Annotated in this window: 23 protein-coding genes and 1 pseudogene; 10 read left to right on the forward strand and 14 right to left on the reverse strand. The window is 64.1% G+C overall.

What is annotated here, in order from left to right; translation table 11 throughout:
- Nucleotides 1-4 precede the first annotated feature (4 nt).
- From ACX12D_RS28595 to ACX12D_RS28640, 10 genes and pseudogenes are all read right to left on the reverse strand, one after another.
- On the reverse strand, nt 5-2332 hold the full coding sequence (locus ACX12D_RS28595) for a type VI secretion system Vgr family protein (protein ID WP_459374431.1): 2328 nt from the start codon (nt 2330-2332) through the stop codon (nt 5-7).
- A 395-nt stretch (nt 2333-2727) separates the two neighbouring features.
- Nucleotides 2728-3075 carry a hypothetical protein gene (locus ACX12D_RS28600; RefSeq protein WP_459374432.1) on the reverse strand — a complete coding sequence of 116 codons (348 nt, stop codon included), beginning with the start codon at nt 3073-3075 and terminating at the stop codon, nt 2728-2730.
- Nucleotides 3068-3862: a hypothetical protein gene (locus ACX12D_RS28605; RefSeq protein WP_459374433.1), complete on the reverse strand. Its 795-nt coding sequence runs from the start codon at nt 3860-3862 to the stop codon at nt 3068-3070. The genes ACX12D_RS28600 and ACX12D_RS28605 overlap by 8 nt, the downstream gene beginning before the upstream one ends.
- A gap of 7 nt (nt 3863-3869) precedes the next feature.
- On the reverse strand, nt 3870-4010 hold the full coding sequence (locus ACX12D_RS28610; RefSeq protein ID WP_459374434.1) for a hypothetical protein: 141 nt from the start codon (nt 4008-4010) through the stop codon (nt 3870-3872).
- Nucleotides 4003-4797 (reverse strand): hypothetical protein, encoded by a 795-nt coding sequence (locus ACX12D_RS28615; protein WP_459374435.1) that lies wholly within the window; start codon nt 4795-4797, stop codon nt 4003-4005. The genes ACX12D_RS28610 and ACX12D_RS28615 overlap by 8 nt, the downstream gene beginning before the upstream one ends.
- Before the next feature lie 344 nt (nt 4798-5141).
- Nucleotides 5142-5600: a hypothetical protein gene (locus ACX12D_RS28620; RefSeq protein ID WP_459374436.1), complete on the reverse strand. Its 459-nt coding sequence runs from the start codon at nt 5598-5600 to the stop codon at nt 5142-5144.
- A 17-nt stretch (nt 5601-5617) separates the two neighbouring features.
- The gene (locus ACX12D_RS28625; RefSeq protein ID WP_459374437.1) at nt 5618-6094 is read right to left on the reverse strand and encodes a hypothetical protein; all 477 of its coding nucleotides are present in this window, start codon (nt 6092-6094) and stop codon (nt 5618-5620) included.
- Nucleotides 6091-7050 carry a DUF4123 domain-containing protein gene (locus ACX12D_RS28630; protein WP_459374438.1) on the reverse strand — a complete coding sequence of 320 codons (960 nt, stop codon included), beginning with the start codon at nt 7048-7050 and terminating at the stop codon, nt 6091-6093. Before ACX12D_RS28630 ends, ACX12D_RS28625 begins: the two co-directional genes overlap by 4 nt.
- A gap of 2 nt (nt 7051-7052) precedes the next feature.
- The gene (locus ACX12D_RS28635; RefSeq protein ID WP_459374439.1) at nt 7053-7601 is read right to left on the reverse strand and encodes a DUF2345 domain-containing protein; all 549 of its coding nucleotides are present in this window, start codon (nt 7599-7601) and stop codon (nt 7053-7055) included.
- Between the two features lie 28 nt (nt 7602-7629).
- Nucleotides 7630-7848 (reverse strand): annotated as a pseudogene (locus ACX12D_RS28640) (hypothetical protein); the annotation flags it as partial.
- Nucleotides 7849-8317: 469 nt separating this feature from the next.
- Here ACX12D_RS28640 and ACX12D_RS28645 point away from each other — a divergent pair.
- The 9 genes from ACX12D_RS28645 to tssE all read left to right on the forward strand — a co-directional run bounded on the left by ACX12D_RS28645 (nt 8318) and on the right by tssE (nt 19667).
- A complete protein-coding gene (locus tag ACX12D_RS28645; RefSeq protein WP_459374440.1) occupies nt 8318-9013 on the forward strand; it encodes a DUF3592 domain-containing protein in 696 nt (231 codons plus the stop codon).
- Nucleotides 9014-9971: 958 nt separating this feature from the next.
- On the forward strand, nt 9972-10487 hold the full coding sequence (gene tssB, locus ACX12D_RS28650) for a type VI secretion system contractile sheath small subunit (protein WP_459374441.1): 516 nt from the start codon (nt 9972-9974) through the stop codon (nt 10485-10487).
- Between the two features lie 25 nt (nt 10488-10512).
- Nucleotides 10513-12060, forward strand: a complete 1548-nt coding sequence (tssC, locus tag ACX12D_RS28655; protein WP_459374443.1) for a type VI secretion system contractile sheath large subunit — start codon at nt 10513-10515, stop codon at nt 12058-12060.
- Nucleotides 12061-12179: 119 nt separating this feature from the next.
- A complete protein-coding gene (tssK, locus tag ACX12D_RS28660; protein ID WP_459374444.1) occupies nt 12180-13526 on the forward strand; it encodes a type VI secretion system baseplate subunit TssK in 1347 nt (448 codons plus the stop codon).
- Nucleotides 13523-14176 carry a DotU/TssL family secretion system protein gene (locus ACX12D_RS28665; RefSeq protein ID WP_459374446.1) on the forward strand — a complete coding sequence of 218 codons (654 nt, stop codon included), beginning with the start codon at nt 13523-13525 and terminating at the stop codon, nt 14174-14176. The genes tssK and ACX12D_RS28665 overlap by 4 nt, the downstream gene beginning before the upstream one ends.
- Before the next feature lie 10 nt (nt 14177-14186).
- Entirely contained in the window at nt 14187-15902 is a 1716-nt protein-coding gene (locus tag ACX12D_RS28670) for an OmpA family protein (RefSeq protein WP_459374448.1), read from the forward strand.
- Between the two features lie 15 nt (nt 15903-15917).
- A complete protein-coding gene (locus ACX12D_RS28675) occupies nt 15918-16403 on the forward strand; it encodes an Hcp family type VI secretion system effector (protein WP_043353024.1) in 486 nt (161 codons plus the stop codon).
- 100 nt (nt 16404-16503) lie between these two features.
- Nucleotides 16504-19236 (forward strand): type VI secretion system ATPase TssH, encoded by a 2733-nt coding sequence (gene tssH, locus ACX12D_RS28680; protein WP_459374449.1) that lies wholly within the window; start codon nt 16504-16506, stop codon nt 19234-19236.
- Nucleotides 19233-19667 carry a type VI secretion system baseplate subunit TssE gene (gene tssE, locus ACX12D_RS28685; protein WP_441636086.1) on the forward strand — a complete coding sequence of 145 codons (435 nt, stop codon included), beginning with the start codon at nt 19233-19235 and terminating at the stop codon, nt 19665-19667. The genes tssH and tssE overlap by 4 nt, the downstream gene beginning before the upstream one ends.
- 96 nt (nt 19668-19763) lie before the next feature.
- Here the strand turns inward: tssE and ACX12D_RS28690 are convergent, their stop codons facing one another.
- Nucleotides 19764-20741 (reverse strand): helix-turn-helix domain-containing protein, encoded by a 978-nt coding sequence (locus tag ACX12D_RS28690; RefSeq protein ID WP_459374450.1) that lies wholly within the window; start codon nt 20739-20741, stop codon nt 19764-19766.
- Between the two features lie 226 nt (nt 20742-20967).
- Here ACX12D_RS28690 and ACX12D_RS28695 point away from each other — a divergent pair, with 226 nt between their 5' ends.
- Nucleotides 20968-21180, forward strand: coding sequence for a hypothetical protein (locus ACX12D_RS28695; protein WP_441636090.1), 213 nt, complete (start codon nt 20968-20970; stop codon nt 21178-21180).
- Nucleotides 21181-21195: 15 nt separating this feature from the next.
- On the opposite strand, the gene ACX12D_RS28700 is transcribed toward ACX12D_RS28695, so the two are convergent.
- The 3 genes from ACX12D_RS28700 to ACX12D_RS28710 are packed head-to-tail and all read right to left on the reverse strand — an operon-like array spanning nt 21196 to nt 26114.
- Nucleotides 21196-23541, reverse strand: a complete 2346-nt coding sequence (locus tag ACX12D_RS28700; RefSeq protein WP_459376549.1) for a CHASE2 domain-containing protein — start codon at nt 23539-23541, stop codon at nt 21196-21198.
- Between the two features lie 52 nt (nt 23542-23593).
- A complete protein-coding gene (locus tag ACX12D_RS28705; RefSeq protein ID WP_459374451.1) occupies nt 23594-25336 on the reverse strand; it encodes a FecR domain-containing protein in 1743 nt (580 codons plus the stop codon).
- Between the two features lie 4 nt (nt 25337-25340).
- On the reverse strand, nt 25341-26114 hold the full coding sequence (locus ACX12D_RS28710) for a response regulator transcription factor (RefSeq protein ID WP_459374452.1): 774 nt from the start codon (nt 26112-26114) through the stop codon (nt 25341-25343).
- Nucleotides 26115-26250 lie beyond the last annotated feature (136 nt).

Consider the following 26250-nt stretch of genomic DNA (forward strand, 5'->3'; position numbering starts at 1 on the left):
GAGATTACCTTGGCACCATGCCCGCACCGCCTGCTGCGGCAGCCCCCGCGCGCGACGCGCATGCGGGGGGCAAACTGCTGGCCAGCGCTTTGGAGGCGGGCGGCTGAAGATCAAAATCCGCCGCCCGGATCTTCAGGTTGCCCGGGCAACCGATTTCGACCGCGCCGCCTTCAAGCTTGATGTAGGCGCCCTGACACACCAGCATCAGCGATTTCGCGGCCGCGATCTGTACCTGGCCGTCCGTGCTGGTCAGGGTAAGATCCTGGTTTGCGGCCAGTTCCATCTTCCCGGTCTGCGCCTGGGCCTGCAGGGCGCCCTCCGCGGCGAACAGCTTCATGCCGTCGTGGTGCGCGAACAGGGATATGGCCTGGCTGACCGCCACCGTGAGATTCTCGGAGGCGCCGATGTCCACGTTCTTTCCGGCGCAAAGCGTGAGCGTCTCGCCCGCACTGTGCTGGATCGAGCCGGGCGTCACCGCGGCAATGCCACCGGGCGCGGAGAGCAGCAGGACCGCCTGCTGCAAGTCCTTGATCTTCTCGTCCTTCAACGCGGCCTGGCGCTGCAGATCCGACAGGCTGGCCTGCGCCCGCTGCACCGCATTGGACAGTGCCTGCATCCTCGCCATGGCGTGATCGAGCGCAACCATGGCCTGCTGCATATCGAGCTGCTGCCCCTCGGCTTTCGGCTGGCCATCCGCCGAAATGAACAGCCCCTTGCCACTGCGGATCGCACCCCAGGCGTCGGTGCGCAGTTCGAAGCCTTCACCGCGCTTCTGGCGTTTGGCAGTGGGCATATGCCCCAGGGTCAGCTGGCTTTTGCCCGAATGCTCGGTGGAGATCTGTACGTGTTCCTCGCCCTTCCAGTCTTCAAGGTCGAATAAGTTGCCGCTCTGCGTCTGGATGAGATTGCGCGACAGCAAGCGGTCCCGCGTGGTGATCAGGTCCTCTTGCCGGCTGTTGTGCAGCGCGTGCGCGATATAGGGCTTGTTCGGGTTGCCGTCGCGAAAGGCAATGGCGACTTCGGTGCCCTCGATGAGCGGGAAGTGCATCCCGGTTTGCAGGCCGCCGGCATACTGTCTTGCCAGGGGTATGGGCGCGCTTTCCATGCCCTTCGGCCATTGCTCGAAATCGAAATCGAAGCGGACGACGTAGTGGCCCGCTTTTGTCAGGTACGCGTATTTGTATTGGCCGGGCGAGGTGATGCGCGCGCTCAGCGTGCCCTGGATTTTCGGCCAGTTCTCCTCGTCCAACGGCAGGCGAAAGCGCCGGTCCGACGGGATGGCCTTGTAGGTGTTGCGGTAAGCGGCATCACGCCCGCCGGTATGGATGACTTCGGTGATGACCTGGCCGTTGGGGGCTTCGGCCAATGGCTCGTCCAGGCGCAGGATGCGCCCGGAGTGCAGTCTGATCACGTTGCTCTCGCCCGCATAGACGAGCTGGCCGGCCAGCAGGGCCTCGTGGCGCAGCTGCGCCTCCCACTTCGCCTCGGCCTTGTCCAGATGATGCGTGCCGTAGATATACTGCTGGCCGTACGTTGTCTTGTCCTTGCGCGCGACGTTGGCCTCGCCCTTGATGGGTTCCCACGCCTGATCCGGGTTGTAGTCGGCAACCAGGACCGACTCGGGCACGGTCTTCGCATGCACCTGGATGTCGGATACCGCCTCGATGCCGGCTTCCAGGCCGGCGGTCTCGCGATATGGCACACGCAGTTCGGGCTGGTAGACGTAGTGGTCGATGTCGTCGCCAAAGACGATCATCTCGCCGAACTTGCCCGGGATGAAGTAGCAATACAGCCCTTCCTGGCGCATCAGCAACTGGACATATTCCCAGTCGGATAGCTGGTACTGGAAGCGGAATTTATGCTGGGTATACTCGCGGCGCAGCTTGAGGGCAAATTGGTGGCCCTGGAGATCGTGCCGGCGCAGGATAGCCTCGATGATCTGGGGGGCCGTCTTGTTCTGGTAGATGCACGTGGTCTGCACAAGTTCGAGCCGCGCGGCCAGTGGCCTGAGCACGATTTCGTAGGCGAAGAAATCGCGCGTGCGTTTCGTGCGTGAGAACGCCGATATCCACCCCGCGAACCGGCGCGGTTCGCTGCCGTCGCCGGGGTCGATCACGAAGGTCGCGTCACGATTGAGGTATTCGGCCCGGTCGAGTTCCAGCGGGTGGGTTAGCCGGATCGTGACGGTGTAGAGGTCTCCCAATCGCTCGACCGCCTCGAACGACACCACCGACAGCTCCGCCGCGCTGGCCGCGCGAGGGACGTCCAGATGGTAGGCCTGGTGCCCGGGCAGCCTTGCGCCGTATGCCTCGAATTCGTCGATCACGCCCATGTCTTCTCCGTTGTCACGCCTGCCGCTTGGCGGCACGTTTCGTGGCGGATTGGTTGCGCACGCCAGGAACGACAGGTGACTTGATGCTTGGCATCGCAGCGCACTACGCAACCACGTCTATTCAAAATGCGGGCTGCAAAACGCTGTGCGCTTGGCGCTCCGGCCTGATTCGGTAGACATGCTACTGGGGGACTGCGGAAAGGATCAATCGGACGTGTCCTATTTTTTGAAGAAATTTAAAAAAATTTGATGTTTTTGATTACAGTTTCGTTGCAATGCCAACGATGGAAGGTGGGGCTGCAAGTCGCCTTTCTCGGAACGACGTCGCCTTCGCAAGACGATTTTCTGGTAGCGTGCGCGCGGCCAGAGAGTCCGAAGAGGTGGAATCTGGTCGGCTACGGCGGTATGGCGGCAGCCCGTGAAGCGATGACGGAATGGCAGTGGCTATTCGAAAAGCGGAATGCAAAAACTGCTGGAAAATTTCGGATATTCGCCTGCTCTCGCCGACGATCGAGCATGTCCCGATGCCCCTCCCATAGCCAGCAAATGTTTGAATAGCGTGACGTCGAGGGATCGTCATAGTCACGATGGCGGCCGAACCCGTCAAAGAAGAATCCCATCCTGATTACCGCACCGCAACGGATGCAGTCGTCGCTCTTGTACGGCTTGTGTGCCATCAGCATGCCGTCGAGCACCTTGCTTGGGGTCCGGTTGGCGGGGTCGAGTTTGGTCGCTTCAGCCATGGGCGGCTCCTGATTGGATGTGCTTGAATTGGTCACGTTTCAGTTCATCAACAATCGTCGCTGGCAACTCCTCCATTGCCGCACCAAACGCACCGGGCTTGCCCTTCGTCTCGGCCAATATCTTCAGGACGGCGGGATGCTCATCAAACTTTGAATTAATCAAAAGCGTGTAATAGACGTACTGTTCAAGGTCCTGCGTGTTGGTGAGGCGATGCTTGATCCAGCCTTCCGACGCAATTCGGGCTGTGCGGCGAAATGCCGCGGCGTCCTCCCCCGAGTGCGGATCAAAGGTCTTGCCTTGTTTCTTGACTAGCCAGTCATCAATTTTTGCGTAGAAGATCCGCGTGCCACCGAGATCCTGTCGAAACTCGAATTCGATGTGATCGTCCGGGTAGAAGTGCAAGCCGAGGATGCGTTGACCGGCACCGCCTTTTAGCTCTGTCGGTGGGAAATGTACTTGAGATATTTTATGGATCTCTTTAAGTGGACCATAAGGATCCTTCATGAATTCATCCTGATCAACGACATACCAGTCCACCGTGAAGTCCGTTCCCTTCAGCTTGTAGCAGCAACTGAGGCTTCCCTGACCAGCCCCGGGCATCAGATCACCGCCACCACCGGCCTTGTTCCCATATTTATCGGTGATGACGAATCGATCGAGGTTATACGGTGTGTAGTTGAAGCCCCCAATGCTCAACCCGCCATACGTCGGCTCGGACGAAGACGCATCGCACCCGGTGATGAGTGTCAGGGACAGAAGTAGCGCATAAAAGAATCCGTTTTTCATGTTCGCCTCAGCTTGTGATCTGCGTCGTCGTGATCGCGATGGCGACTGTGCGCGTGAAAGAGAGCCAGTCTTTGTGTACCATCAGCATGCCGTCGAGCACCTTGCTTGGGGTCCGGTTGGCGGGGTCGAGTTTGGTCGCTTCAGCCATGGGCGGCTCCTGATTGGATGTGCTTGAATTGGTCACGTTTCAGTTCATCAACAATCGTCGCTGGCAACTCCTCCATTGCCGCACCAAACGCACCGGGCTTGCCCTTCGTCTCGGCCAATATCTTCAGGACGGCGGGATGCTCATCAAACTTTGAATTAATCAAAAGCGTGTAATAGACGTACTGTTCAAGGTCCTGCGTGTTGGTGAGGCGATGCTTGATCCAGCCTTCCGACGCAATTCGGGCTGTGCGGCGAAATGCCGCGGCGTCCTCCCCCGAGTGCGGATCAAAGGTCTTGCCTTGTTTCTTGACTAGCCAGTCATCAATTTTTGCGTAGAAGATCCGCGTGCCGCCGAGATCCTGTCGAAACTCGAATTCGATGTGATCGTCCGGGTAGAAGTGCAGGCCGAGGATGCGCGTGCCGGCTCCACCTTCGAGCTTTGTCGGGGGTAAATGAACCTCTGTAACCTTGTGAATCTTCCGGATCGGCGCGTAGAGGTCCTTGATCGCCTCGTCTGCATCGTAGACGTCCCATTTCACCGTGAAATCCGTTCCTTTCAATTTGTAGCAACAACTGAGACTTCCCTGACCGGAGCCCGGCATCAGATCGCCGCCGCCGCCGGCCGTATTGCCATACCTGTCGTAGACAACGAACCGACTCAGGTTATACGGCGTGTAGTTAAAGCCCCCAATGCTCAAACCGCCATACGTCGGCTCGGACGAAAACGCATCGCAGCCGGTGATGAGTGTCAGGGACAGAAGTAGCGCGTAAAAGAATCTGTTTCTCATGTTCACTTCAGCTTGCGGTCTGCGTCGTCGCAATTGCGATGGCGATCGAACTCTTGAAAAAAAAGAGGCTGATTGTGTGTCCCGTCAGCATGACCTCTAGCACCCTGTTTTGGGCCGGTCAGCGTGATCGGGTTGCGTCGCTTTAACCATGGGCAGCTCCTGACTGGATATACTCGAAATGATCACGCTTCAACTCGTGGACTCAGGTTGTATGGCGTGTAGTTAAATGCCCCTACACTCAGGCCGTCGTAAGACGGCTCCGAAGAAAGCGCATCCCCCCCCGGTAGCAAGCATCAATGACAAGACCAAAAGCCAGAGCGATTGCCTTCCCGTCTTCACGCCATTCAAGAGCGCTCTCGCGTCTGCCCAAGGATCAACAGATCAAACAGCGTCATGACCTCTGGCGGCAGTGGATTTCTTCCGTCCAACCCATCCGCCCAGGCCTGAGCAAGCGCCGCGGCTTCCGGTGTCAGAACGGCTGCCTCTATCGTCCTTACGCTCTCGTCAAGGTCTGCGTCGTATGACAACTCCATCCGGCCCTTCATGCTGCGGAGGCGATTGGCTGACTTCTGCAGTTCGGTCTGCAGCGACAAGCGCCAGGCCTGCTCCCGCGCCTCCTTCGCGATACGCTCCCAGACGTTCGGGCGGGATAATTCCCGGGCCGTCACGCGGAGGGCCCGGGCTTGCGCGTCCCGCGCCGCATGCCATCTGGTCAGTGCCTTGGACAGTGCCACCGGATCGACAGGGGAGCGTCGGCGCTCCACTTGATACGCGGCCTCGGCATCCTTGACTTCCTGCTCCACGGCGAAGTGCGCGCGCTTTACCTCATCTGCATGGCGCGAGACCATTTCCTCGAACGCGGGCGATGGATACCGTACCGCCGCCAGCGCAGGAGTACTTCCATATGGGGCGTGAAGTTGCGGCCTGCTTCGAGCGGCACCACGCTGCGGTATGCCTTGATCAGGTCGGGGACCTGGACGCTGTCCTCGCCGGCAGAGACGGGGTGCGCAAGGCGGAGGCTCGTGAATGACGGACCTTGGTGCCGAAATAGCGCATCCATCCTTTCCAGCAGCGCACCTGCCGTCAACGCCTCGTACAGCATGTCCCGCAGCGTCGCGCGCTGGATTCCCATCGAAACTCCCTTCGATCCGGGCGGCGCGCCTGCTGTGATGTACTCGCTGGTGCCGGGATAGCGAAAATGTGCACCGCGCGACGGTTCGGCGGTGAACGCATCGCAGCCGGAGACCAGCACCAGGGAGAGTAGCAGTTGCCAGATGGCGACTCGTCTTCCATTCATCTGGTTTCGACCTTCTTGAAATCTTCCCGGCACGCGTCTCCAACTAGCGAGAGCGCCTCGGAAAATGAGATGTGCCCATACGAAGCGGCCAACAGCTTCGGATGGATCAAAGGATGCTCATCAAACTGCGGCGAGACAAGGAGCCCCTTGGCTACGTACCAAAGCATGTCCAGTTCGTCGCGCACGCCGTGGCACCTTGCTCTCTCGATCTGGGTATGGACGGCGAGATACAAGGCATCGGACGACAGGTGTTCCAGCAGCACGCCATAGACTTCGGTGAGCTGCATCGCCACCTTGTCGGCATATCCCAGGGCGTGCAGTCTCAGTTGCTGCTCGTCGGATAGCTGAAGCGGGGCCACGCCGCTTGGCTGGGATAGCGTATCGGCGCTCCACGCGCTATCTTCGCCGAAGCGGTTGCGATACCAGATCTCGAATGCGACGGATGCAAAGCGCGTCCATTCATCCTGTGTCCAGGTCAGGCGTAGCCGCTCAAGTATCCGGTTGTCGTAGAAATGCAGGTAAAACGCACGCCGGTCCGGTAGCGTGTACTCGCAATACCCCCGGAAATGATCCGCGAGTTCTTCCAGGCCATGTGGCGTCCAGATCCAGGTCACCATGAGTCTCTCGTCCGAAAACCGCCAGAGACGCTTGAGCAGTTGGCGAGGCATGTCCGCATCGGTTGCGGTAGCGCCGAGATCGACCTTGATCAGCAACGGTGCTATGTCCTTGAACGCCGACAGGTCGGTCCCGTCCCAAAGCGCAGCGAAGGGTATCGAGTCGAGACGCTCCAAGGCTTCGCGAAGATCGGGCAATCCACGCGTATCGACGAGCGCATACAGGTGGGTCGGCAGGTCAAGCTGGTCATACTTGTGACGTGCGGCTTCGACGCGAGACTGAAACGCAGCCCACGCCGAATCCACCTCCTTTGCGTCCAACTGCTGAACGATCTCGGTCATATTCAGCCCTTCTCGGTCATGGCTTCGGCGCCGGTATGCGAATTGAGCAGGCACTGGCGGCAGACACCCACCGGAAGCTCCGGCATGGACGGGTTCAGGCTCGCAGGTGCCTGCCACGTGAAGTTGCCGGTCTTCAACGTAATGCTGCCCGGACACCCCAGTTCGATATTGCCGCCTTCGAGCTTGATATAGGCGCCCTGACTGAATAAAGTCAGCGCACCGGCAGACACCGCATTGAGCTTGCCGTTGACGCTCGAGAGAATCATGTCTTTCGACGACGCGAGCTGCATCTGCCCAGCGTGTGCCGCTGCCGAGAAATCGGCCTTCGCGGCCACGAGCTTGATGCCATTGTCCTGGGCAAAGATCGATGCGCCCTGCCCCGCGGCAATGGTGATGCGCTTGCCTGCCCCGAGGTCGAGATTCGAGCCGGCCGACGCGATCACATTGCCGTTGGCTGCGAGCTGGATGCTCTCAGCGGTGGCGAGCGCGATGCCCGCGGGTGCGCTCAGTAGAATGACTGCCTGCTGGAGATTCAGGAGGCGCTGTTCCATCAGGTCACGTTGCCGCGCGATATCTGCCATCGATCAGGAACGTGGCGTCCTTGCCGAGATAGTCGGCCTGATCGAGCGGCAACGGGTGCGTCAGCTGGATCGTCACGGTGTACGTGTCACCCAGGCGCTCCACCGCTTCGAACGACACCACCGACAGCTCGGCGGCGCTGGCCGCGCCGGGCACCTCGAGGAAATACGCCTGGTGCGCGCCACCGTCGGCGTGCCGTTGTTCAACCGGATCCGTCATGGTCTTCGCTCCATTGTCAGCTTGATCGAACCTGACGCAGGACTCTAAACGGATTTTTTTATGTCATAAATAGCATTATTACAATTGTTGAAAAAAATATCACTTTTATAGCGAATTCGTACTTGTCCTATTTATCCCAAGGGGCATCCATGCTAATAATCGCGGCGGCACGTCCTGCGGGGCGTTGTCGCGAGCATTGGAAATCGCTTGAATCGGCTCTGTGATGTCACGCGGCGCCAAGGGATCGGGCACGGGACTGCAGTGTCTTTTCGCCTGCCATGGGTTCCGCCTTCCATTGCAGCTCGCTTCCGATGACCGGGGTCTGCCGCTGGTCACTGTGGCTGTACGCACAGCGATCCGAGGGCAGGGTGCCAACCGATGAATTAGACCATCTGCACCTGATGAGGCCGCGTCGACGGTCTTCTGAACAAGTCAGGCGCTCCCATCAAACTCCCATCAAACTGACTTCATGAAAACGCTGGGCATCATCAAGTACACCTTCCTCGCCATCGGTATCGCGTTGCTGCTTGGCGCGAGCGCCATCGGTCTGCATACGCGTTCGTTCCTGTCGAACGCGGTGGGCACGGACGGCATCGTCGTGGCCCTCGATGCACAGGGCGACCGTGGCTCGACGACCTACAGACCAGTCATTCGCTTCCAGGCGCCGGGTGGGACCGTCGAATTTCGTGCGTCGAGCGGCAGCAACCCGCCGAGCTACGCAGTCGGCGATACGGTCCCGGTACTGTATTCACCGGAAAAGCCGAATGACGCGACACCCGACGCGTTCTTCTCCCTTTGGGGGGCGGCGACGATAGCCGCTGGCATCGGCCTCGTGTTCTTCACCATCGGCGCCGCGATGATCGGACTGGCACGGCGCGCATCGCGCCGGGAAGCCTATTTGCGCACCCAGGGCATACCGGTCCAGGCGCGCGTTCAGGGCATCGAAGAGAACGAAAGCGTACAAGTCAACGGACGCTCACCTTACCGCATCACGGCGCAATGGCTGGACCCGGCGACATCGCAAGTTCATGTCTTCTACAGCGGCAACATCTGGTTCGATCCGACCGAATACGTGACGCGCGAGCACATCACCGTCCTCCTGGATCGGAAAAATCCGAAGCGCTACCACGTCGACGTGTCGTTCCTGCCGCAACTGGCGACCTGACACCCAGCTCACAGGCAACGAGACCTGAGTGGCCGGCGTCCTCAGCGGCGCCATTCGCCCCCGGGATCCCCAAGTACAGCACCGGCACTCGTTCGACACGATCCATGTGCGATCTGGCAGGGACACCGCCAGCCTAACGGCGTGACCCAGCTCCATCCTTGGATGCCGATACTGCATCGCTTCCCGATGCAGGCGAATCGTCCCAGTTTCCCGAAGCACCGCCTCCATCGAACGTGCCTCCGCCTCCAGCGGTTTCCGAGGAACGACCTGAAGCGCGTTTTGCGGTGTCGCGGTGCTCTGGTGCTGCCCCGTTCGATGATGCAAGGGCCTCGATGAGGACACCGGCGAATAAGTAAGCCATGTCCAGCGCACGCTCCTTCAATCCGGCCACCCTCGGAGAAGAGTCGGCCTTCGACGGCAAGCGTCGTCCGGTGCGATGCGGCTTGCGGCGTCGCGGACCCTGGGACACTTTCCGATCCGGCTTCGGCTTCCTGCAAAGAAAGCAGTACAACAGCGCCAGAACCAGGATTTTGAAAGCACGCATTGGGGCAAGCGCGAGGCAGGGTTGTTGGTGGGAATTGATGCACGAGATTGCCCACGGCAGCGGCTCATCCACCTGATTGATCAGATGCCAGGGCACGATCACGGTGGATCAGTCCAGTAAAAAAATACGCCTAGTGTGCGCCACCGCAGGCGTGCCGTTGTTCAACCAGATCCGTCATGGTCTTCGCTCCGTTGTCAGCTTGATCGAACCTGACGCAGGACTCTAAACGGCTTTTCGCATGACATGAATGTTGTTTTTACAAATTTAAAAAAAATAACAATTTATGAGCAAATTCGTACTCGTCCGATTTATCTCGCATAGGCCTCCATGTTACTAATTCCGACTGGCTGCCTTACTGATCGTTACCGCAAGAACTAAAGAGCGTTTAAATCAGAGATAAGAAAGGAACAAACGATGGCTGAGAGTTTCCAGAACGAAGTGCCTAAGGCACGGGTCAATATCAAGCTCGACCTGCACACCGGTGGCGCGCAGAAGAAGGTCGAACTGCCGCTCAAGCTGCTGGTGATGGGCGACTACAGCAACGGTCAGGACACGCGGGCGCTCGCCGAGCGTGAGAAGGTGTCCATCAACAAGAACAACTTCAATTCGGTCCTCGCCGACTTCAACCCGAAAGCCAGGATTGCCGTCGAGAACACCCTGGTCGGCGACGGCACCGAGTTGCCGGTTGACCTGGACTTCCGCTCGATGGACGACTTCAAGCCGGAAGTCGTCGCCGGGAAGGTGCCCGAGCTGCGCGCGCTGATGGCGGCCCGCAATCTGCTGCGCGACCTGAAGTCGAACCTGCTCGACAACGCGATGTTCCGCCGCGAACTGGAAAAGATCCTCAAGGACCCGGCCTTGTCCGAGCGCCTGCGCACCGATCTGCAGAAGATCGGCGAAGCCGCGCCGGCCGCACCGTCCGCCCAATAAACGTCTTCCTTGAGGAATGAATCCCATGGCAAAGCATGAAATCGCCGCGCGCGCCAATAGCGAAGCAGACATCGCGGTCCTGGATGCACCCGGCAAAAGCGTCTACGAGTCCCTGTGCGAGAAGATCAACCTGACACCGGTCAAGGCCACGCGCCCGGTGGAATCCTTCCAGAGCGCAGACGCACTCGCCGAATCGTCGCTGGATGAACGCGTCGCCCAGGCGATGAGCGTATTCCTGAAGATGATCCAGGATTCGTCGCAGCAGGTGGACCGCCTTGACAAGAGCTTGCTCGATTTCCATATCGAGCACCTTGACCAGCAGATCAGCCGCCAGCTGGACGCGATCATGCACAACGAGACGTTCCAGCAGATCGAATCGGCCTGGCGCGGCCTCAAGTTCCTTGTCGATCGCACCGACTTCCGCAAGAACGTCAGGATCGAAGTGCTGGATGCCTCGAAAGACGCGTTGCGCCAGGATTTCGAGGACACCCCCGAGATCATCCAGAGCGGCCTGTACCTGCACACCTACATCCAGGAATACGACACCCCGGGTGGCGAGCCGATCGGCTCGATCATCTCGAACTACGCGTTCGGCCGCGGCCCGCAGGATATCGCCCTGCTGCGCAATATCTCCAAGGTTTCCGCCGCGGCGCATATGCCGTTCATCGGCTCCGTCTCGCCGGCCTTCTTCGGCAAGGAATCGATGGAGGAGGTGGCCAGCATCCGCGACATCGGCAACTACTTCGATCGCGCCGAGTACTTGAAGTGGAAGAGCTTCCGCGAGTCGGACGATGCCCGCTATATCGGCCTGACGCTGCCGAATTTCCTGGCGCGGCTGCCCTATGGGCCGGAAACCGTGCCGGTACGCGCCTTCAACTACACCGAGGCGGTCAAGGGCCCCGATCACACCCGCTATCTGTGGGCCAATGCTTCATTCGCGTTCGCCGCGAACATGGTGCAGAGTTTCATCAAGAACGGCTGGTGCGTACAGATTCGCGGCCCGCAGGCAGGCGGCCTGGTCGAGGACCTGCCGATCCACCTGTATGACCTGGGCACGGGCAACCAGGCCAAGATCCCGACCGAGGTGCTGATCCCGGAAACGCGTGAGTTCGAGTTCGCCAATCTGGGCTTCATCCCGCTGTCCTACTACAAGAACCATGACTTCGCGTGCTTCTTCTCCGCCCATTCGGCCCAGAAGCCGGCGCTTTACGACACCAAGGAAGCCACGGCCAACAGCCGCGTCAACGCGCGCCTGCCGTACATCTTCCTGCTCTCGCGGATTGCCCACTACCTGAAGCTGATTCAGCGCGAGAACATCGGCACCACCAAGGACCGCCGCCTGCTGGAGCTGGAGCTGAACACCTGGGTCAAGACACTCGTGACCGAGATGACCGATCCGGGCGATGAGTTGCAGGCTTCCCATCCGCTGCGGGAGGCCAAGGTGATCGTCGAGGATATCGAGGACAACCCGGGCTTCTTCCGCATCAAGCTGTTCATCGTGCCGCACTTCCAGATTGAAGGCATGGACATCAATCTGTCGCTCGTGTCGCAGATGCCGAAAGCGAAGAACTGATCGGCCACGATCAGTCTCGATTCGCGCTGACATGACGTAGCGCCGCTGCACGCTGGCTCGACAGCCACCGTGCGGCGCTCCCATGCGGAAAGGGCCTTTCCGCGTAACGGCCGATCACAATGAAGATAACCAGACCTCTGTGGGCGCAGGGCATTTTCATGACCCCGCAGCATTTCCAGCAACAGGCACTGTGGGACCGGTATGCCGACGAGGGCGTCGCGCGCCTTGCCAGCCCCGATCCGTGGGGCACTGTTCGCGTCGCCCTTGACCAGCAGGCTTTGTCCATTCATCGCCTGGTGGTAAGTTCCCTGGCCCTGCGCCTGCCGGACGGCACAGTGATCGACACCGAGACGGCGGACCGCACGCCCGCCGCACGCGACCTGGGCGACGTGCCGGCGCACATCGACACCGTTGTCGTGCAGATCGGCCTGCCGCTGATGGATGCGCAAGGCGGCAACTGCATCGAGGCCGGGGAACGGCCCGCACGGCCGCGCCGCTTCGTGCGCGAGTATCTTGAAGTTGCCGACCTGCATGGGGACGGCAAGGAAGAGATCAGCGTTGAGCGGCACGCAGTGGCGCTGCTGTTCGATTTCGAATCGCACGTGGATTACGTGACCTGCCCGGTCGCTCGGCTGGTGCGCACGCCCCAGGGGCGCTTCGAGCGCGATCCGGCCTTTGTGCCGCCCTGCCTCTTCCTGTCGGCAAACGACCGGCTCACCGAGCGCATGAAGCGGCTCTCCGAGATACTGAGCGCCAAAAGCGCGAGCCTGTCAGTGCGCCGTCGCGAGCGATCCGACCAGATTGCCGATTACGCGGTTGCCGATGTGGCGTTGTTCTGGCTGCTGCACAGCGTCAACAGTAACTGGCCGGAACTGGCTCGCCTGTGCGCCGTGCCGCAGCAGCATCCCGAGCGGCTCTATGGCATCCTCGCGCGTCTGGCCGGGTCGCTGCTGACGTTTTCCACCATGGAGACCCTGCAGGCCATCCCGCCTTACGACCACCTCGCACCGGAGCCCGTGTTCGCTGAGCTGGAGTCGCTGATTCGTACCCTCCTCGACACGGTGATCCCGTCACGGGTGGTACCGGTTACCCTGGAACGCTTGCGGCCCACCGTCTGGGTCGGCAAGATCCTCGACGAGCGCCTGGTCGAAGGCGCCGAATACTACCTGTCCGTCCAGGCGGGCGTCCCCGCCCATGCGCTGCTCGAACAGCTGCCGCGTCTGTGTAAAGCGGGCGCGCCGGACGAGGTCGAGCAGATCGTCAATTCCGCGCTGCCCGGCATCCCGCTGCGGACGATGTCGCGCCTGCCCGCGGCTATCCCCGTGCGCATCGAGAACCAGTATTTCGCGCTCGACGGCGCGCACCCGGCGTTCGAGCGCATGCTGGCTGCGCGGGCCTGTCAGTTCTACGTTCCCGCTTCGCTGCCGGACGTATCACTTGAACTCTTCGCAGTACTGCCGGCATGACAACCTTCTCCGCCCCGATTCTGCCGCTCGCCTTGCGCGATACGGCCCTGACCGTCACTGAACTCACTGACGATACGAAACCCATGGGCTTTGAAGCCTTCCAGGCAATTTGCCTCGAGCAGGTGTCTCGCCTGCGTGAGGAGCTATCGGATGCCGGCCAACCGGCCGACGTCGTCGAGGATGCCGTCTATGCCCAATGCGCTTTGCTGGACGAAGTCGCGCTGGGCAGGCTGCCCGACGACGATCGCGACGCGTGGGAACGCGAGCCCCTGCAGGTGCGGGAGTTCCAGAGCCACGATGCCGGGCAAGCGCTGATCGCTCGCATCGAGCGGCGTCTGGGCGAGGCAAAGCCCGTGCTGCCGCTGCTCACCGTTTTCTACGCGACATTGGGGCTGGGTTTCCACGGCAGGTTCGCGCTGGATGGCGCCAGCGAACGTATCGCGCTGATGCAGGCCATCGATGAACGCCTGGATCGTGCCGGATGGCGCAAGTCGGACGGCCCGGTGCTGGTCACAGACGGCAAGGCGCGTCGATGGTGCGCTCATCTGTCGCCGCTCGCCTGGATCACGATTTCTTGCGTCGGCGCGGGCCTCGTCTACCTCGCGCTGGACCAGTGGCTAGCCGCAGCGATCACGCCGCTCGCTGGCTGAAAGGGCATTTGTGACCGGCTACCCCTACCGCACACTCTTCGGCTGGATCGCAGCGCTCACGCTGGCCTGGCTGGCGCTCAGCTCGCCATGGCCGGCGACGTGGAACCTGCTGCTCGCTGCCTTCACGATCGGGCTGGCGCTTCTGGCGATCCTTGTTGCCACGCGGCGGGTGCGCGCACGGCAGAGCGCTTCGCAGCCGGTGCTGCAAGCCATCGATGCGTCGCTGGATGGGCTGCCCCGTGGTATCCGGCGCAATACACCGCTGGTGTTGGCCATCGGGGACGCATCGGGCGCCCCGCCGCTGGCATTCGGCGAGGATCTGGTCCGGATCACGGACGCTGCGATCTGGGTGCGCGTGGACGACCCGACCCGGCTGGCACACGTGGCTGACGCACTCAAGCGCTGGCGCGCAGGGCAGGGCCCGGATGCCATCGCCTACCTGATCGGCGCCGACCAGGCCCGCGATGCGGCCACGCTGAACGCCGGGCTTCGGCGTTGGCGCTCGGCCATTGGCGAGGCCAGCCGTGGGGTTGGCTACGGCCTTCCGGTCTGCGTCGCTGTGTACGCGGAAGAAGCCACCCGAAGCCACGGCGCCCCGGAAGATCGTCCGTGGTTCGGCGTCTCGGGCACCGAGATGCTGCAAGGCGCTACGTTGCCTGCCCAGATTGCCGCGCTCGTCCTGCAGTACGGGCAGGCCGCGCTGCCAGCGGATCGCGAAGCCCGCATGCACCGCGCCGCACGGCTCGATGCCCTGGCGCGCTGGGCCTGCGGCGCCTTGCTCCCGGCGCTGGTCGATCACCAGCGCGGCAGCCGTCAGGTGCGCGTCGCGGCATTCGGCGTGACCGCCACCGAGGGCATCCCTGCCGCGGATTCGTTGTATGCCCGCTTCATCGAGCAAGCGACCGCGCTTACCCGCACCGCCATGGACGGCCGCCGTGCACGCTACCCGCTGCCGGATCCCCTGATCCGGGGCATCGCCCTGCAGCCCGTGCGGCGAGCGCTACCGCGCGCCCTTGCCCACGCCTTTGCCTGGCTCGCGCTGGCCTTCTGCGCCGCCGCGGCGGCTTCCGCCTGGCAGAACCGTGCGCTGGTTGCGCGCGTCGTGGGCGATATGGCGCGCTATCGCGCCATTGAGCCGGAGCATGACGCCGCCCGTGTCGATGCGCTGCAGGCCATCAAGCGCGATCGCGACGAACTCGCTCAATACGCACGCTTCGGCGTACCGCTGCGCCTTGGCCTGGGCTTCTATCGTGGTGCCGGCTTGCTGACGCCGCTCGATGCCCTGATCGCCGCGTATCAACCGCCGCCACCGCCGCCGTCAACCATCGAACTGGACAGCCTGTCGCTCTTCAGGAGCGGCAGCGCGGCGCTCAACCCCGGCTCGAATCGCGTGCTGATCGGCGCGCTGGAGATGATCAAGGCCCACCCGTACAAGCGCGTGCTGGTGGCCGGGCACACCGACACCGCCGGCAATCCTCGCAGCAACCTCAAGCTCTCCGAGGCCCGCGCGGCGTCAGTGCGTGACTGGCTGGCCGACGCGGCAGGCTTGCCGCCGACCCGGTTTGCGATTCAAGGCTATGGCGATACGCGTCCCAAAGCCGCCAACGACACCGAGGTGGGGCGTGCCGCCAACCGACGTGTCGAGATCACGCTCGTCCCCGATTGTCGCGACGGTGATCGCGACAACCGGACAACTTTGGGCCATCCGGCCTGTTCATTCCAGTAGAAGGAGAAAGAAGCAATGGCAATTCCCGCATACATGTGGATCAAGGACGATGGCGGCGCCGATATCAAGGGCTCGGTCACGGTCAATGGCCGCGAGGGCAGCGTCGAAGTGGTCGCCTTCGATCACGCCGTCAGTATTCCGACGGATTCCAATACCGGCAAGCTGACTGGCACGCGCGTGCACAAGCCGGTGGTGTTCACCAAGGAAACCGATGCCTCGACGCCGTACCTGTACAAGGCGGTCACCAGCGGCCAGACCCTGAAGTCGGTCGAGATCAAGTGGTACAAGATCGACGACGCCGGCAAGGAAAAGGAATACTTCAACACCAAGCTCGAGAACGTGAAGGTGGTCGGCGTCACGCCGAAGATGCTGGACATCAAGAACCCGGCCTTCGAGAAGCACAACCACCTCGAAGACATCGAGCTGCGCTACGAAAAGATCACCTGGTCGTACAAGGACGGCAACATCATCCACGCCGACAGCTGGAACGAGCGCTCGTAATACGCGCCCGGCCGGCGTCCGCCGCCGGCCTGCCATCTCGCGCGGACCCGGCGTAGGGGCCGCGCACTCCCTCCTTCACCCCGCGTCCCTCTTCACTTCCATGACCGCCCGCGACCTCTCTCCGTTTCTGCGTCGACTCAACGACCATTGCGCCCGTGCCCTGGCCGACGCCGCCAGCCTCTGCGAAACACGCGCCCACCGGGACATCGAGGTCGAGCACTGGCTGATCAAGCTGCTGGAGTTGGGCGACGGCGATCTGCTGGCGATCCTGCGGCGCTATGAACTCGATGTGGACGGCATCTGGAACGGGCTGCTCGCCGCCGTCGACCGTCTGCCGCATGACCTGCGGGGCAAGCCTGGCCTGTCACAGCGCCTCGGCCAGTGGCTGGAGGCCGCATGGATGCGCGCATCGCTAGAGGCTGCGACGCCCGGAGAATCCACGTCCATCCGCTCCGCACACCTGCTGGCCGCACTGGCCGAAACCCCGCACTTGCTGCGGGCGCCCGGCGCGTGGCCGCTGTTGAGCGTATCAGCCGTCCAGATCGAGCGGCTGACGCACGAACTCGACGAAATCTCGGCCGAGGCAGCCGCTCGCGGCGCTGGCGAGCCGGCCAGGCCGGCTTGCGCCCCGTTGTCGTCAGCGCCAGTCACTCCCGCCACGCCCGCGGCGCCCGCCCCAATCCGGCCAATGCCCGGTCAGGCCGATACATCGGCGCTGGCCCGCTTCACGACTGACGTCACCCAGAAGGCCCGTGACGGCAAGATCGATCCCGTTTTTGGCCGCGACGTCGAGATTCGCCAAATGGTCGACATCCTGGCGCGGCGGCGCAAGAACAACCCGATCCTGGTTGGCGAACCTGGCGTGGGCAAGACGGCGCTGGTCGAAGGACTTGCGCTCAAGATCGCGCAAGGCAATGTTCCGGCGGTCATACAGAACGTCAGCGTGCTGACGCTGGACCTGGGCCTTCTGCAGGCAGGCGCCGGCGTCAAAGGCGAATTCGAGCAACGCCTCAAGAACGTGATCGAGGCCGTGCAGCAATCGCCAACGCCGGTGCTGCTTTTCATTGACGAAGCCCACACGCTGATCGGTGCGGGCAACACCGCAGGCGGCGCCGATGCCGCCAACCTGCTCAAGCCCGCCCTGGCGCGCGGCGAACTGCGCACGATCGCGGCGACGACGTGGTCCGAATACAAGCAGTACTTCGAGCGCGACGCCGCGCTGGAGCGGCGCTTCCAGATGGTGAAGGTCGACGAGCCCGATGACGACGGCGCCTGCCTGATGCTGCGCGGCCTGAAGGAGCGGTATGCGCAGCACCATGGCGTTCACATCACCGATGCCGCCATCGCCGCCGCCGTGCGGCTGTCGCGCCGCTATCTGACCGGACGCCAACTGCCGGACAAGGCCGTCGATCTGCTCGACACCGCCGCTGCCCGCGTGCGCATGAGCCTGGAGGCCACACCGGTCGCCATCTCCTCCTGCGAGGCGGAACGCGCGGCGCTGGAGGTCGAGCGGACAGCCCTGCTGCAGGACCAAGGGGCCATCGGCGCGGATGTCGGCAAGCGACTGACGGCCATCGATGCCAGGCTGGCTGCACTCGCCATCGAGCGCGAACAGTTTGAGTGCGCCTTCGCCGAACAGAAGGGGGCTGCCGAGACACTGATCGCGTTGCGTGCGCAATGGCAAGCCGCCGCCGACGAGTCGGCACGGCGGGATCTGACGCGGTCGATCCAGGCCGCGCACGAGATGCTGACCAGGCACGGCCAAGCCGCGCTGATCCACGCGGAAGTGGACGAGACTGCCATTGCACAGGTGATTGCCGACTGGACGGGGGTTCCGGTCGACAGCCTGCTGTCCAGCGAGCTGGCCACGTTGCTGGCGCTGGAAAGGCGTTTGGGGCACATCGTGATCGGCCAGGACGAGGCGCTAGCCGCGCTCGGCAAGAGCCTGCGGGCCGCCAAGGCAGGACTCAAATCCGAGGATGCACCGCTGGGCGTGTTCCTGCTGGTGGGGCCTTCGGGCGTGGGCAAGACCGAAACGGCGCGCGCGTTGGCCGACCTGATGTTTGGCGGCGAGCGTTCGCTTGTCACCATCAACCTGTCCGAATACCAGGAAGCCCACACCGTCTCGCAGTTGAAGGGTTCGCCGCCAGGGTATGTCGGCTACGGGGAAGGAGGCGTGCTGACCGAAGCGGTCCGCCAGCGGCCCTACAGCGTCATCCTGCTTGACGAGGTCGAGAAGGCGCACCGTGACGTACTGAATCTGTTCTACCAGGTCTTCGATCGCGGCTTCATGCGCGACGGCGAAGGCCGGGTGATCGACTTTCGCAATACCGTCATCCTGATGACCTCGAATCTCGGCAGCGAGCAGATTCTGGCGGCCGCCGACGCCGCCGTCATGGCCGGCACCGAACTTGCCACCGGCACGCTGATGGAAGCGATCCGCCCGACGCTGGTCGATCACTTCCAGCCGGCGCTGCTGGCACGCTTCCAGACCATTGTCTACCGCCCGCTGTCAGCCGACGCCATGGCACTGATCGTGCGGATGAAGCTCGACAAGGTGGCTGAGCGCATCGCGCGCCGCTTTGGCGTGCCGCTGCGGTGCGGCGACACGCTGGTGGCCGAGCTGGTGCGGGCCTGCCTGCTGCCCGATTCCGGCGCCCGCAATATCGACACGCTGCTCGATCAGCAGATCCTGCCGGTACTGTCGCGTGAGCTGCTGGTGCGCATGTCTGACCAGCAAGCGCCGGCATCGATTCACCTGTCATTCTCCGAGGACGATGGTATCGGCCTGGACTTTGAAGAGACGGCAACGACAAGCGGGGCCGGCGCGTGACGCGGAGCGGGCCGGGCCTCTTTGAAGCGGTGACGGGATACTTTGCGAATGGCGTGGCCGTGGATGATTTCGATGCGGCGACGCAGACGTTCCTGTCCGTGCGGGACAACATCCAGCGCATCCTCAATAGCCGTCGCGGCAGCCTGGCGCATCTGCCGGATTACGGGCTTGGCGACCTGTCCAGGATCTACCGGCATCTACCCGCGTCGGCGCACACGCTCAAACGCGAAATCGAAACGACGCTGCTGCGCTATGAGCCGAGGCTGAAATCCATCGACATCGCGATCGAAGAAACCGAACCGGGCATGTTGCTCAGCTTCACCATGAGTTGTCAGCTGCATCAGGCCGGGCTGGTGCGATTCGGCACCCATTTCACGCCCGATGGACAGACGCGCCTCAAGCTGCTGAAAGCCGAACGTGACCGTGAGTGAGTGACCGAGCGAGTGGCCGAGCCGTCAAAGGCAATCGCACCAGGACCGATGGCATCGTGCGGTTCCGGCTCAGCCCCCCTCAACCCTGTCAGCGACTCACTTCCCCCTACCCGCGGTCGCCGACGGCAACTCGCCAAAAAACGCCCGATACTGCGCCGCGAACCGCGGCAGATGATTAAACCCCCACCGTGCCGCCACCACGCCCACCGGCTCCTGCGCCTGCCGTCCACCCAACGCCTGCCTCACCCCATTCATCCGCAAAGCCCGAACAAATTCCAACGGCGCCAACCCGGTAACCTCATTGAAACTGTATTGCAGCGTCCGCCTTGAAACCCCAAGCCGTTCACACAGGGCCAGAACGCTCCAGGGCGCCTCGGGCGCAGCGCGCACCATCTCATATGCCTGTGCGACCAGCCGCCGCCGCGCAGGCGGTGTAGGCAGCAGGACATCCCCAAGGTCATGCGTCAGCGTGGACACCACCGCCATCAGCAACGCATCGCGCATGGCGCTCTCGACAAAGCGCTGGTTGAATACTTCGCCCTGCATGGCTGAGGCAGCCAGCACCGCCAGCATCGCCGCCCGGAAATCATCGGACGCGGCGCGCCGCACCTCCGTGGCCGGCTGCAAGCGCGCGATCAGCTCCGGAACCCCCTCGCGCTCCATCACGCGTTGCAGCGCGGGCAGCGGCAACGTCACGCCGAGCAGGTCCAGCGACGGCGGGGTGCGCATGGCCAGCGGCTGGCCGTTGCCGGCGCGCAGCACGGTGTCGCCGCTCATCCGGTAGCCGGAGAACCAGCCATCGGCACACTCGCGGTGGGGCAAGGCGATGGAAAGATAGCCGCGCCGTGCCTCGCCTTCCTCCAGCAACGCCTGGTTGGTGCGTTCGCGGAAGACGTGGACGTCGCCATAGGTAGCCTGCTGCACTTGCGCAAGAAAATGCCCGGGCGTGAGCTGCTGGTAGCGTTGCTGCCAGCCGTCCAGGCCCGCCGCCGCCATGGCGGCCTCGGTGGCGACCAAGTGACGTAACGGGCGCCCGCTGGCGCCTGTGTCGAGGGGCTCGATGTTGCTGTGCATCGGTGGCAGCGTGTTGGGGCGTTTGACACCATCGGCGGCGGGTGGGCGTGACCCGGCGCGCAAGGGCTCTGCGCGGTGATTGTATCGCCAGGCCTGGCCAGCGTCGATGCGCGGCGCAGCACGCCCGGCGGCCCCTGGGTGAGCGTCCTTGCCGTCCTTGCATTTGTTGACAGTAGCCGACGCGGTCTCGCCCTAGAATGCTGCGCTATTCATAGCTGGCTTAAATATGGGATCGCGATCCGAACGGTACAGACTGCTGGGCTACATCGCGCTTTGCATGGTGGCGTTCGCGCTCATCACCGTGCTGTGCGTGACGCTGCAGGATGACAACGAGCAGCGCGCGGCGCGCAAGGTCCGCCAGATGGACAGCCGCGCCACGGCCACCGTCACCACCGCGGGCCAGGCTGGACAGCCAGCCGCCACGCGCGCATCGCGCTGAGCGCCAGCGAGCGGATCAGCAGGGCAGGAAGATCGTGAAGGTGGCGCCGGCACCCGCGGCGCTGGTCAGCTTGATTTCGCCGCCATGACGCTCCACCACGGTCTTGACGAACACCAGCCCTAACCCGCTGCCGGCGGGCGCATCCTGCTCAGTGTCGCGCAGGCGCGAGAAGGGCTGGAACAGGCGGCCCTGGTCTTCCTCGGCGATGCCCCGGCCCTGGTCCGCCACATCGATCGCCAGCCCTTGCGGCACGCGATACAGGCGCACACTCACGGTCGTTTGCGGCGGACTGAACTTGATGGCATTGCTCACCAGGTTGGCAATCGCCCGCACCAGCAGCACCGGCTCGGCCAGGAACTGCGACTGCTCCTCGTCCACGTCGACGTCCACCTTCAGTTCGATCCGTGCGGCGCTGGCCAGCGCCCATAACTCGTCGGTGGCGTCCAGCACCACGCCGGCCAGGTCGACCTCGATGAAGTTAAGGTGCGTCGCTTCCGCACGGGCCAGCCGGATAAAGTCGTCCGCGAGTTCCAGCGTGCGGTTGGCGTGCTCGCCGATGCGGGCCAGCAGGGCTGCCTCCGGCAGCGCCCGGCCGGGCTCGTTCTGCAGGTCGATCAGGGCAAGGATGGAGGACTGCGGGGACCGCATGTCGTGCGAGATAAAGCGCAGGGACTCCTCGCGGCGCCGCTCGGCCATGCGCACCTGGGTGATATCGATGACGCTGACGATGAGGCCGGCGACACCGCCGGTGTCGCTGCGCAGCGGCGCGCCGCGCAGCAGCATCGGGTGTTCGTCGCGCGCTTCGAGCTCCACCCCGGGCGGTGCCTGCACCGGGTGCGCGGCGTCGGCCTCGCCCTTGGCATAGACGCTGCGCAACTGGTCCCAATAGTCCAGCCCGGCCTTGGGCTGGACGAATACTTCGTCGATCAGTTCGCGAATGCCGGGGGGCGGTGCGTTCATGTCGCCCAGCGACCCGAGCGTGCGTGGCGCCAGCAGCAGGCCGCGCCGATTGGCAAGCAGCACGCGGCCGCCGGGATCGCAGATCACGGTGGCTTCGGGCAGGCCTTCGAGGCCGTCCGCCAGGAATTGCCGCAAGTCCCGCAGTCGCGTGGTCATGCGGTAGACCGCGCGCATGCGGGTATCGAGGTTGCGGCCCGATTCGCCCTCGCCGGCGGGCATGGCCAGCAGGCCGGGCTCTTGCTCGAGCTGTGCGAGCTCGTCGGTGAGAAACTGCAGCGCGGCTTCCTGGCGCCGCCAGCTCCACAGCGGGTAGAACAGGCTGCAACCCAGCGCCGCGCTGGCCGGCGCGAACCAGAAGTGGCCAGACGCCACCAGCAGCAGGCTGGCCGCCAGCGTGCCCGCCAGCAGCACCATGGTGACCAGCAGCGCGTTGCGCGGCGTCAGCATCAGCGAGGCCAGGCTCGCCAGCAACACTGGCAGCAACGTGCACAGCCAGAACCAGGGCGCCGGCAGGGTGACGATGGCGGTGTCGCGCTGCAGCGTCTGCATGGCGTTGGCGATGATTTCCACGCCACTCATGCCGTGGCCGTTGCGCGATACCGGCGTGGGGAACACGTCGCCCAGCCCGCTCGCCGTAGCGCCTACCAGCACGGACTTGCCGCGGAAGAAGTCGCGCGGCAACGTGCCGCCCAGCACATCGAGTACCGAGACCTGCCGGAACGTCCCCGGCGGCCCGGCAAACGGAATGCGCAACCGGTAGTCCCGGGTCCAGCCGTCGGCGCCGCTGTCATCCGCGGGACCGTCGTGACGGTAGGCGGACACCGGCCGCGGCGGCTTGCCGAAGCCGACCATCGCAGCAGAGAAATGATTGAGCTGGCGGCCCGGCAGCCCTTCCTGCAGGAACACCTGACGGGCAATGCCGTCGAGGTCCACCGCGATATTGATGTGCCCCACCTCGCTGCCCAGGCCCGTCAGCGGATAGCGCACCAGCAAGCCGCCCTGCCCCGCTTCGGCCAGCGCGGGCAGCACGACGTTGCCGGCGCGCGCCATGCTGGCTGCCAGCGCGCGGTCGTCCTCGGGATGCGAGGCGTCCGGCTCGGAGAGAATCACGTCGACCCCGATCACGCGAGGCGCGTCGGCGGCAATGCGATCGATCAGGTCGGCCAGCACCCGGCGGCGCCAGGGCCAGCGGCCAATGGCGGAGATGCTGGGGTCGTCGATGGAGACGATCACGATCTCGTCGCCGGGCGCGTGATGCTGGGCCGCGACCGACAGGTCGTAGACCGCCTTGTCGGCGCGCTCGCTCCAACCCAGCAGGGCGCACGCTGCCACCAGCGCCAGCACGGCGGCCGTCAACAGGCCCCATTCGACCAGCGTACGGCGCTGGTAGCCGGCCATCATGCGTCCGGGTACCCGGCCCAGCGAGCGCGCGCGCGCGGCGAGCTGCGCCAGGCTAGTTGGCACGATTGAGCCAGCGTGAGCCGGCGCTCACGGGCTGGCCCTGCGAATCGCGGACGTACTGCACCACCTCGATGCGCTGGGGCGCTGAAAAATGCGGCTCGCGGGCCGGGTCCAGGCGGGCCACCCGCACAAAATACGTGCCGCTGCCGGGCCGCGGCAGGCGCGCCGCATTGGTCTCGGTGCCGACGTCGGCCACGATCTGCGTAAAGGCGGCGTCGGATGCCATCTGCACGCGGTAGGCTTGCGCCGCGCCATTGGCGCTGGCTCCACCGGCGGCCGGCCATGCGATCCGCAAGGCGTCGCCGCCATCGTCCTCCAGGCGCGGCTGCGGTGGCGACGGCTCCAGCGCGAACGCCACCGGCTCGCTCCAGGGGCCCGGCTGCCCGCCGGCGTCAACCGAGCGCACACGCCACCACCAGCGGCCGGGCGCAAGCGCCTGGCTGGCCGAGGGCGCCGTGCCGCGCATTTGCATGACGCCTTGCGTGAAGTCCGCATTGGCCGCCACTTCGCATTCATATTGCGCCGCAGTTGCGACTTCGGCCCAGGTGAACATCGCCGTCTCGCCGTAGGCGGTGCCATCGCGCTCGGGCGCCAGCGTAAAGGGCGCGGGCGGATTCAGGCGCACCACGAACGGCATTACCGCGCCCGCGCCGCCAAGGTGCCGGGCATCGAGCGCGCTCACGCCCACGTAGAGCTGGCCCTCGGGCAGGTCTTGCAGCGCGGCCTGCGTGCCGTCCACGGCCTGGGAGGACAGCAACTCCGTCTGGGCTGCATCGCGCGAGACCACCACGCGGTAGCTGGCGGCCCGTGCGACCGCCCCCCAGCTCACGGTGGCATGGCTTGCCAGCAGCGGCCGGGGCAGCGGCACCAGCGCCGGCGCCGGCAGCAGCGCGGCAGGCCGCGCCAGGGCGCCCGTGGCCGATACGCTGACACCGTAGCCGGCATGCACTAGCGCTTGCTGGCCGCGGCGCGAGCGGGCCTGCACCTGGCCTTCGAGCACGGCGCTCTGGCTGGCGCCGTCCTCGGTGCCCACGCGAAAGCGCGTGCCGCGCACACCGGTCACCAGCGATGGGGTACGGATCTCGAACCGCCCCACGCCGGTGCCGCGCGGCGCCACGCGCGACTCCACCTCGCCCTGACCGATGCCGATCACGGCATCGGTCAGGCCCGTGCGGGCGAACGCGCGCAGCCGCTTGACTTCCATGGCTGTCGCCGGCGGCAACGTCACGCGTGAGCCGTCACCCAGTTCCATGGTGACGGTGCCGCCGGAGCCGGTCTCGATGCGGGCGCCTTCGCGCAGCTCCATGCCAGCCTGCAACGTGCGGCCATCGGCGCTCGCCGGCCCCGTCACGAAGACCACGCGGGCGGTGCCCTCCGTCACCGGGATGCGCGCCAGCGGGATGCGCAGGCGCATGCCGGGCGGCAGCCGGTAGGGATCGGCCACCTTGTTCAGTGCCTGCAGTTCGCGCCAGCCGGCGGAATTGGCCATGAAGCGGTCCGCCACGCCAATCAGCGTGTCGCCCGGGCGCACCTGGTAGATAAAGTTGGCGCCCTCGGCGCCTGCAGCCTGCGCCGCGGCGTTTGGGGACCATGCGGCACCCAGCACGCCAACCAATCCGGCCATGCCGATCGTGCCGGCCACACCGATCGCACCCCTCGCGCCCCTCGTGCATGCCGCGCGCGAGTGCGCTCCAGCGCCTGCCTTCCTGCCTGCCGCCATGTCGAACCGCTTCATAAACTCAGTCTTCCTTCTTGTCCTGCAAACCCTGCTGATCCTGCAAATCCTGTGAATCTTGCGAATCCTGCTGGCCCTGCATATCCCCGTCGCCCGCGGCTTCGAAGCGGTAACCGTGCGCATACACGGAAGTCAGGCGCACACCGTTCTCGGGCCGCAATGCCAGCTTGATCCGCAACCGCGAGATATGGGTATCGAGCGTGCGCGAGCCGACACCGATGGTGCGGCCCCACACGGCTTGCTCGACCACCTCGCGCGACACCAGGCGCCCCAGGTTGCGGAACAGGAACAACGCCAGGTCGAACTCGCGCGGCGACACGTCTACCCGGCTCTCTGCGCAGGTCACGGTGCGGGCCTGCGGATCGACAGCGTAGTTGCCCACACGGATCAGCGCGCTGTCCTGCTGCGCCTGCGGATACGTGCGGCGCAGCAACGCGGATACGCGCGCCACCAGCTCGGCGCGGCGGATCGGCTTGATCATGTAGTCGTCGGCGCCCGCGCCCAGCCCGGCGACAATGTCCTCTTCCTGCGAGCGGCTGGTCAGGAACAGGATGGGGGGATTGCGCCCGGAGTTCTGGCGCACCCAGGTCACCACCTCAAAGCCGCTGGTATCGGGCAGTTGCCAGTCCACCACCAGCAGGTCGAACGCTTGCTCGCGCAGGGCCCGCAGGAACGTGCTGCCACTGGCGAAGCACTCGCACTCATGGCCCGCCGAGACCAGGATCTGCTGGATCAGCTCGGACTGGCTCTTGTCGTCTTCCACCGAAGCGATTCTCATACTTACCTCTTGCTTGCCACGTCTTCTCTTCCAGATGCCACCGCGCGCTTCCTGCGCCGCCGCAAAGGCAACGCGAAATAACCCGGGCAGGCCGGGCGCCAGGTACGCAAAGCGGAATGGTACAGAATCCGGCGTC

The organism is Cupriavidus sp. PET2-C1, assembly GCF_054515855.1.

Excerpts from the sequence above, each read along its gene's own strand:
- ACX12D_RS28615 (WP_459374435.1), bottom strand. The coding sequence starts at position 4,797 with ATGAGAAACAGATTCTTTTACGCGCTACTTCTGTCCCTGACACTCATC.
- ACX12D_RS28695 (WP_441636090.1), top strand. The coding sequence starts at position 20,968 with ATGGGATCGCGATCCGAACGGTACAGACTGCTGGGCTACATCGCGCTT.
- ACX12D_RS28645 (WP_459374440.1), top strand. The coding sequence starts at position 8,318 with ATGAAAACGCTGGGCATCATCAAGTACACCTTCCTCGCCATCGGTATC.
- ACX12D_RS28595 (WP_459374431.1), bottom strand. The coding sequence starts at position 2,332 with ATGGGCGTGATCGACGAATTCGAGGCATACGGCGCAAGGCTGCCCGGG.
- ACX12D_RS28635 (WP_459374439.1), bottom strand. The coding sequence starts at position 7,601 with ATGGAACAGCGCCTCCTGAATCTCCAGCAGGCAGTCATTCTACTGAGC.
- ACX12D_RS28630 (WP_459374438.1), bottom strand. The coding sequence starts at position 7,050 with ATGACCGAGATCGTTCAGCAGTTGGACGCAAAGGAGGTGGATTCGGCG.
- ACX12D_RS28665 (WP_459374446.1), top strand. The coding sequence starts at position 13,523 with ATGACAACCTTCTCCGCCCCGATTCTGCCGCTCGCCTTGCGCGATACG.
- ACX12D_RS28675 (WP_043353024.1), top strand. The coding sequence starts at position 15,918 with ATGGCAATTCCCGCATACATGTGGATCAAGGACGATGGCGGCGCCGAT.
- ACX12D_RS28600 (WP_459374432.1), bottom strand. The coding sequence starts at position 3,075 with ATGGCTGAAGCGACCAAACTCGACCCCGCCAACCGGACCCCAAGCAAG.
- tssH (WP_459374449.1), top strand. The coding sequence starts at position 16,504 with ATGACCGCCCGCGACCTCTCTCCGTTTCTGCGTCGACTCAACGACCAT.
- tssC (WP_459374443.1), top strand. The coding sequence starts at position 10,513 with ATGGCAAAGCATGAAATCGCCGCGCGCGCCAATAGCGAAGCAGACATC.
- ACX12D_RS28605 (WP_459374433.1), bottom strand. The coding sequence starts at position 3,862 with ATGAAAAACGGATTCTTTTATGCGCTACTTCTGTCCCTGACACTCATC.
- tssK (WP_459374444.1), top strand. The coding sequence starts at position 12,180 with ATGAAGATAACCAGACCTCTGTGGGCGCAGGGCATTTTCATGACCCCG.
- ACX12D_RS28700 (WP_459376549.1), bottom strand. The coding sequence starts at position 23,541 with ATGATGGCCGGCTACCAGCGCCGTACGCTGGTCGAATGGGGCCTGTTG.
- ACX12D_RS28705 (WP_459374451.1), bottom strand. The coding sequence starts at position 25,336 with ATGAAGCGGTTCGACATGGCGGCAGGCAGGAAGGCAGGCGCTGGAGCG.
- ACX12D_RS28690 (WP_459374450.1), bottom strand. The coding sequence starts at position 20,741 with ATGCACAGCAACATCGAGCCCCTCGACACAGGCGCCAGCGGGCGCCCG.
- tssB (WP_459374441.1), top strand. The coding sequence starts at position 9,972 with ATGGCTGAGAGTTTCCAGAACGAAGTGCCTAAGGCACGGGTCAATATC.
- ACX12D_RS28625 (WP_459374437.1), bottom strand. The coding sequence starts at position 6,094 with ATGAATGGAAGACGAGTCGCCATCTGGCAACTGCTACTCTCCCTGGTG.
- ACX12D_RS28610 (WP_459374434.1), bottom strand. The coding sequence starts at position 4,010 with ATGGCTGAAGCGACCAAACTCGACCCCGCCAACCGGACCCCAAGCAAG.
- ACX12D_RS28710 (WP_459374452.1), bottom strand. The coding sequence starts at position 26,114 with ATGAGAATCGCTTCGGTGGAAGACGACAAGAGCCAGTCCGAGCTGATC.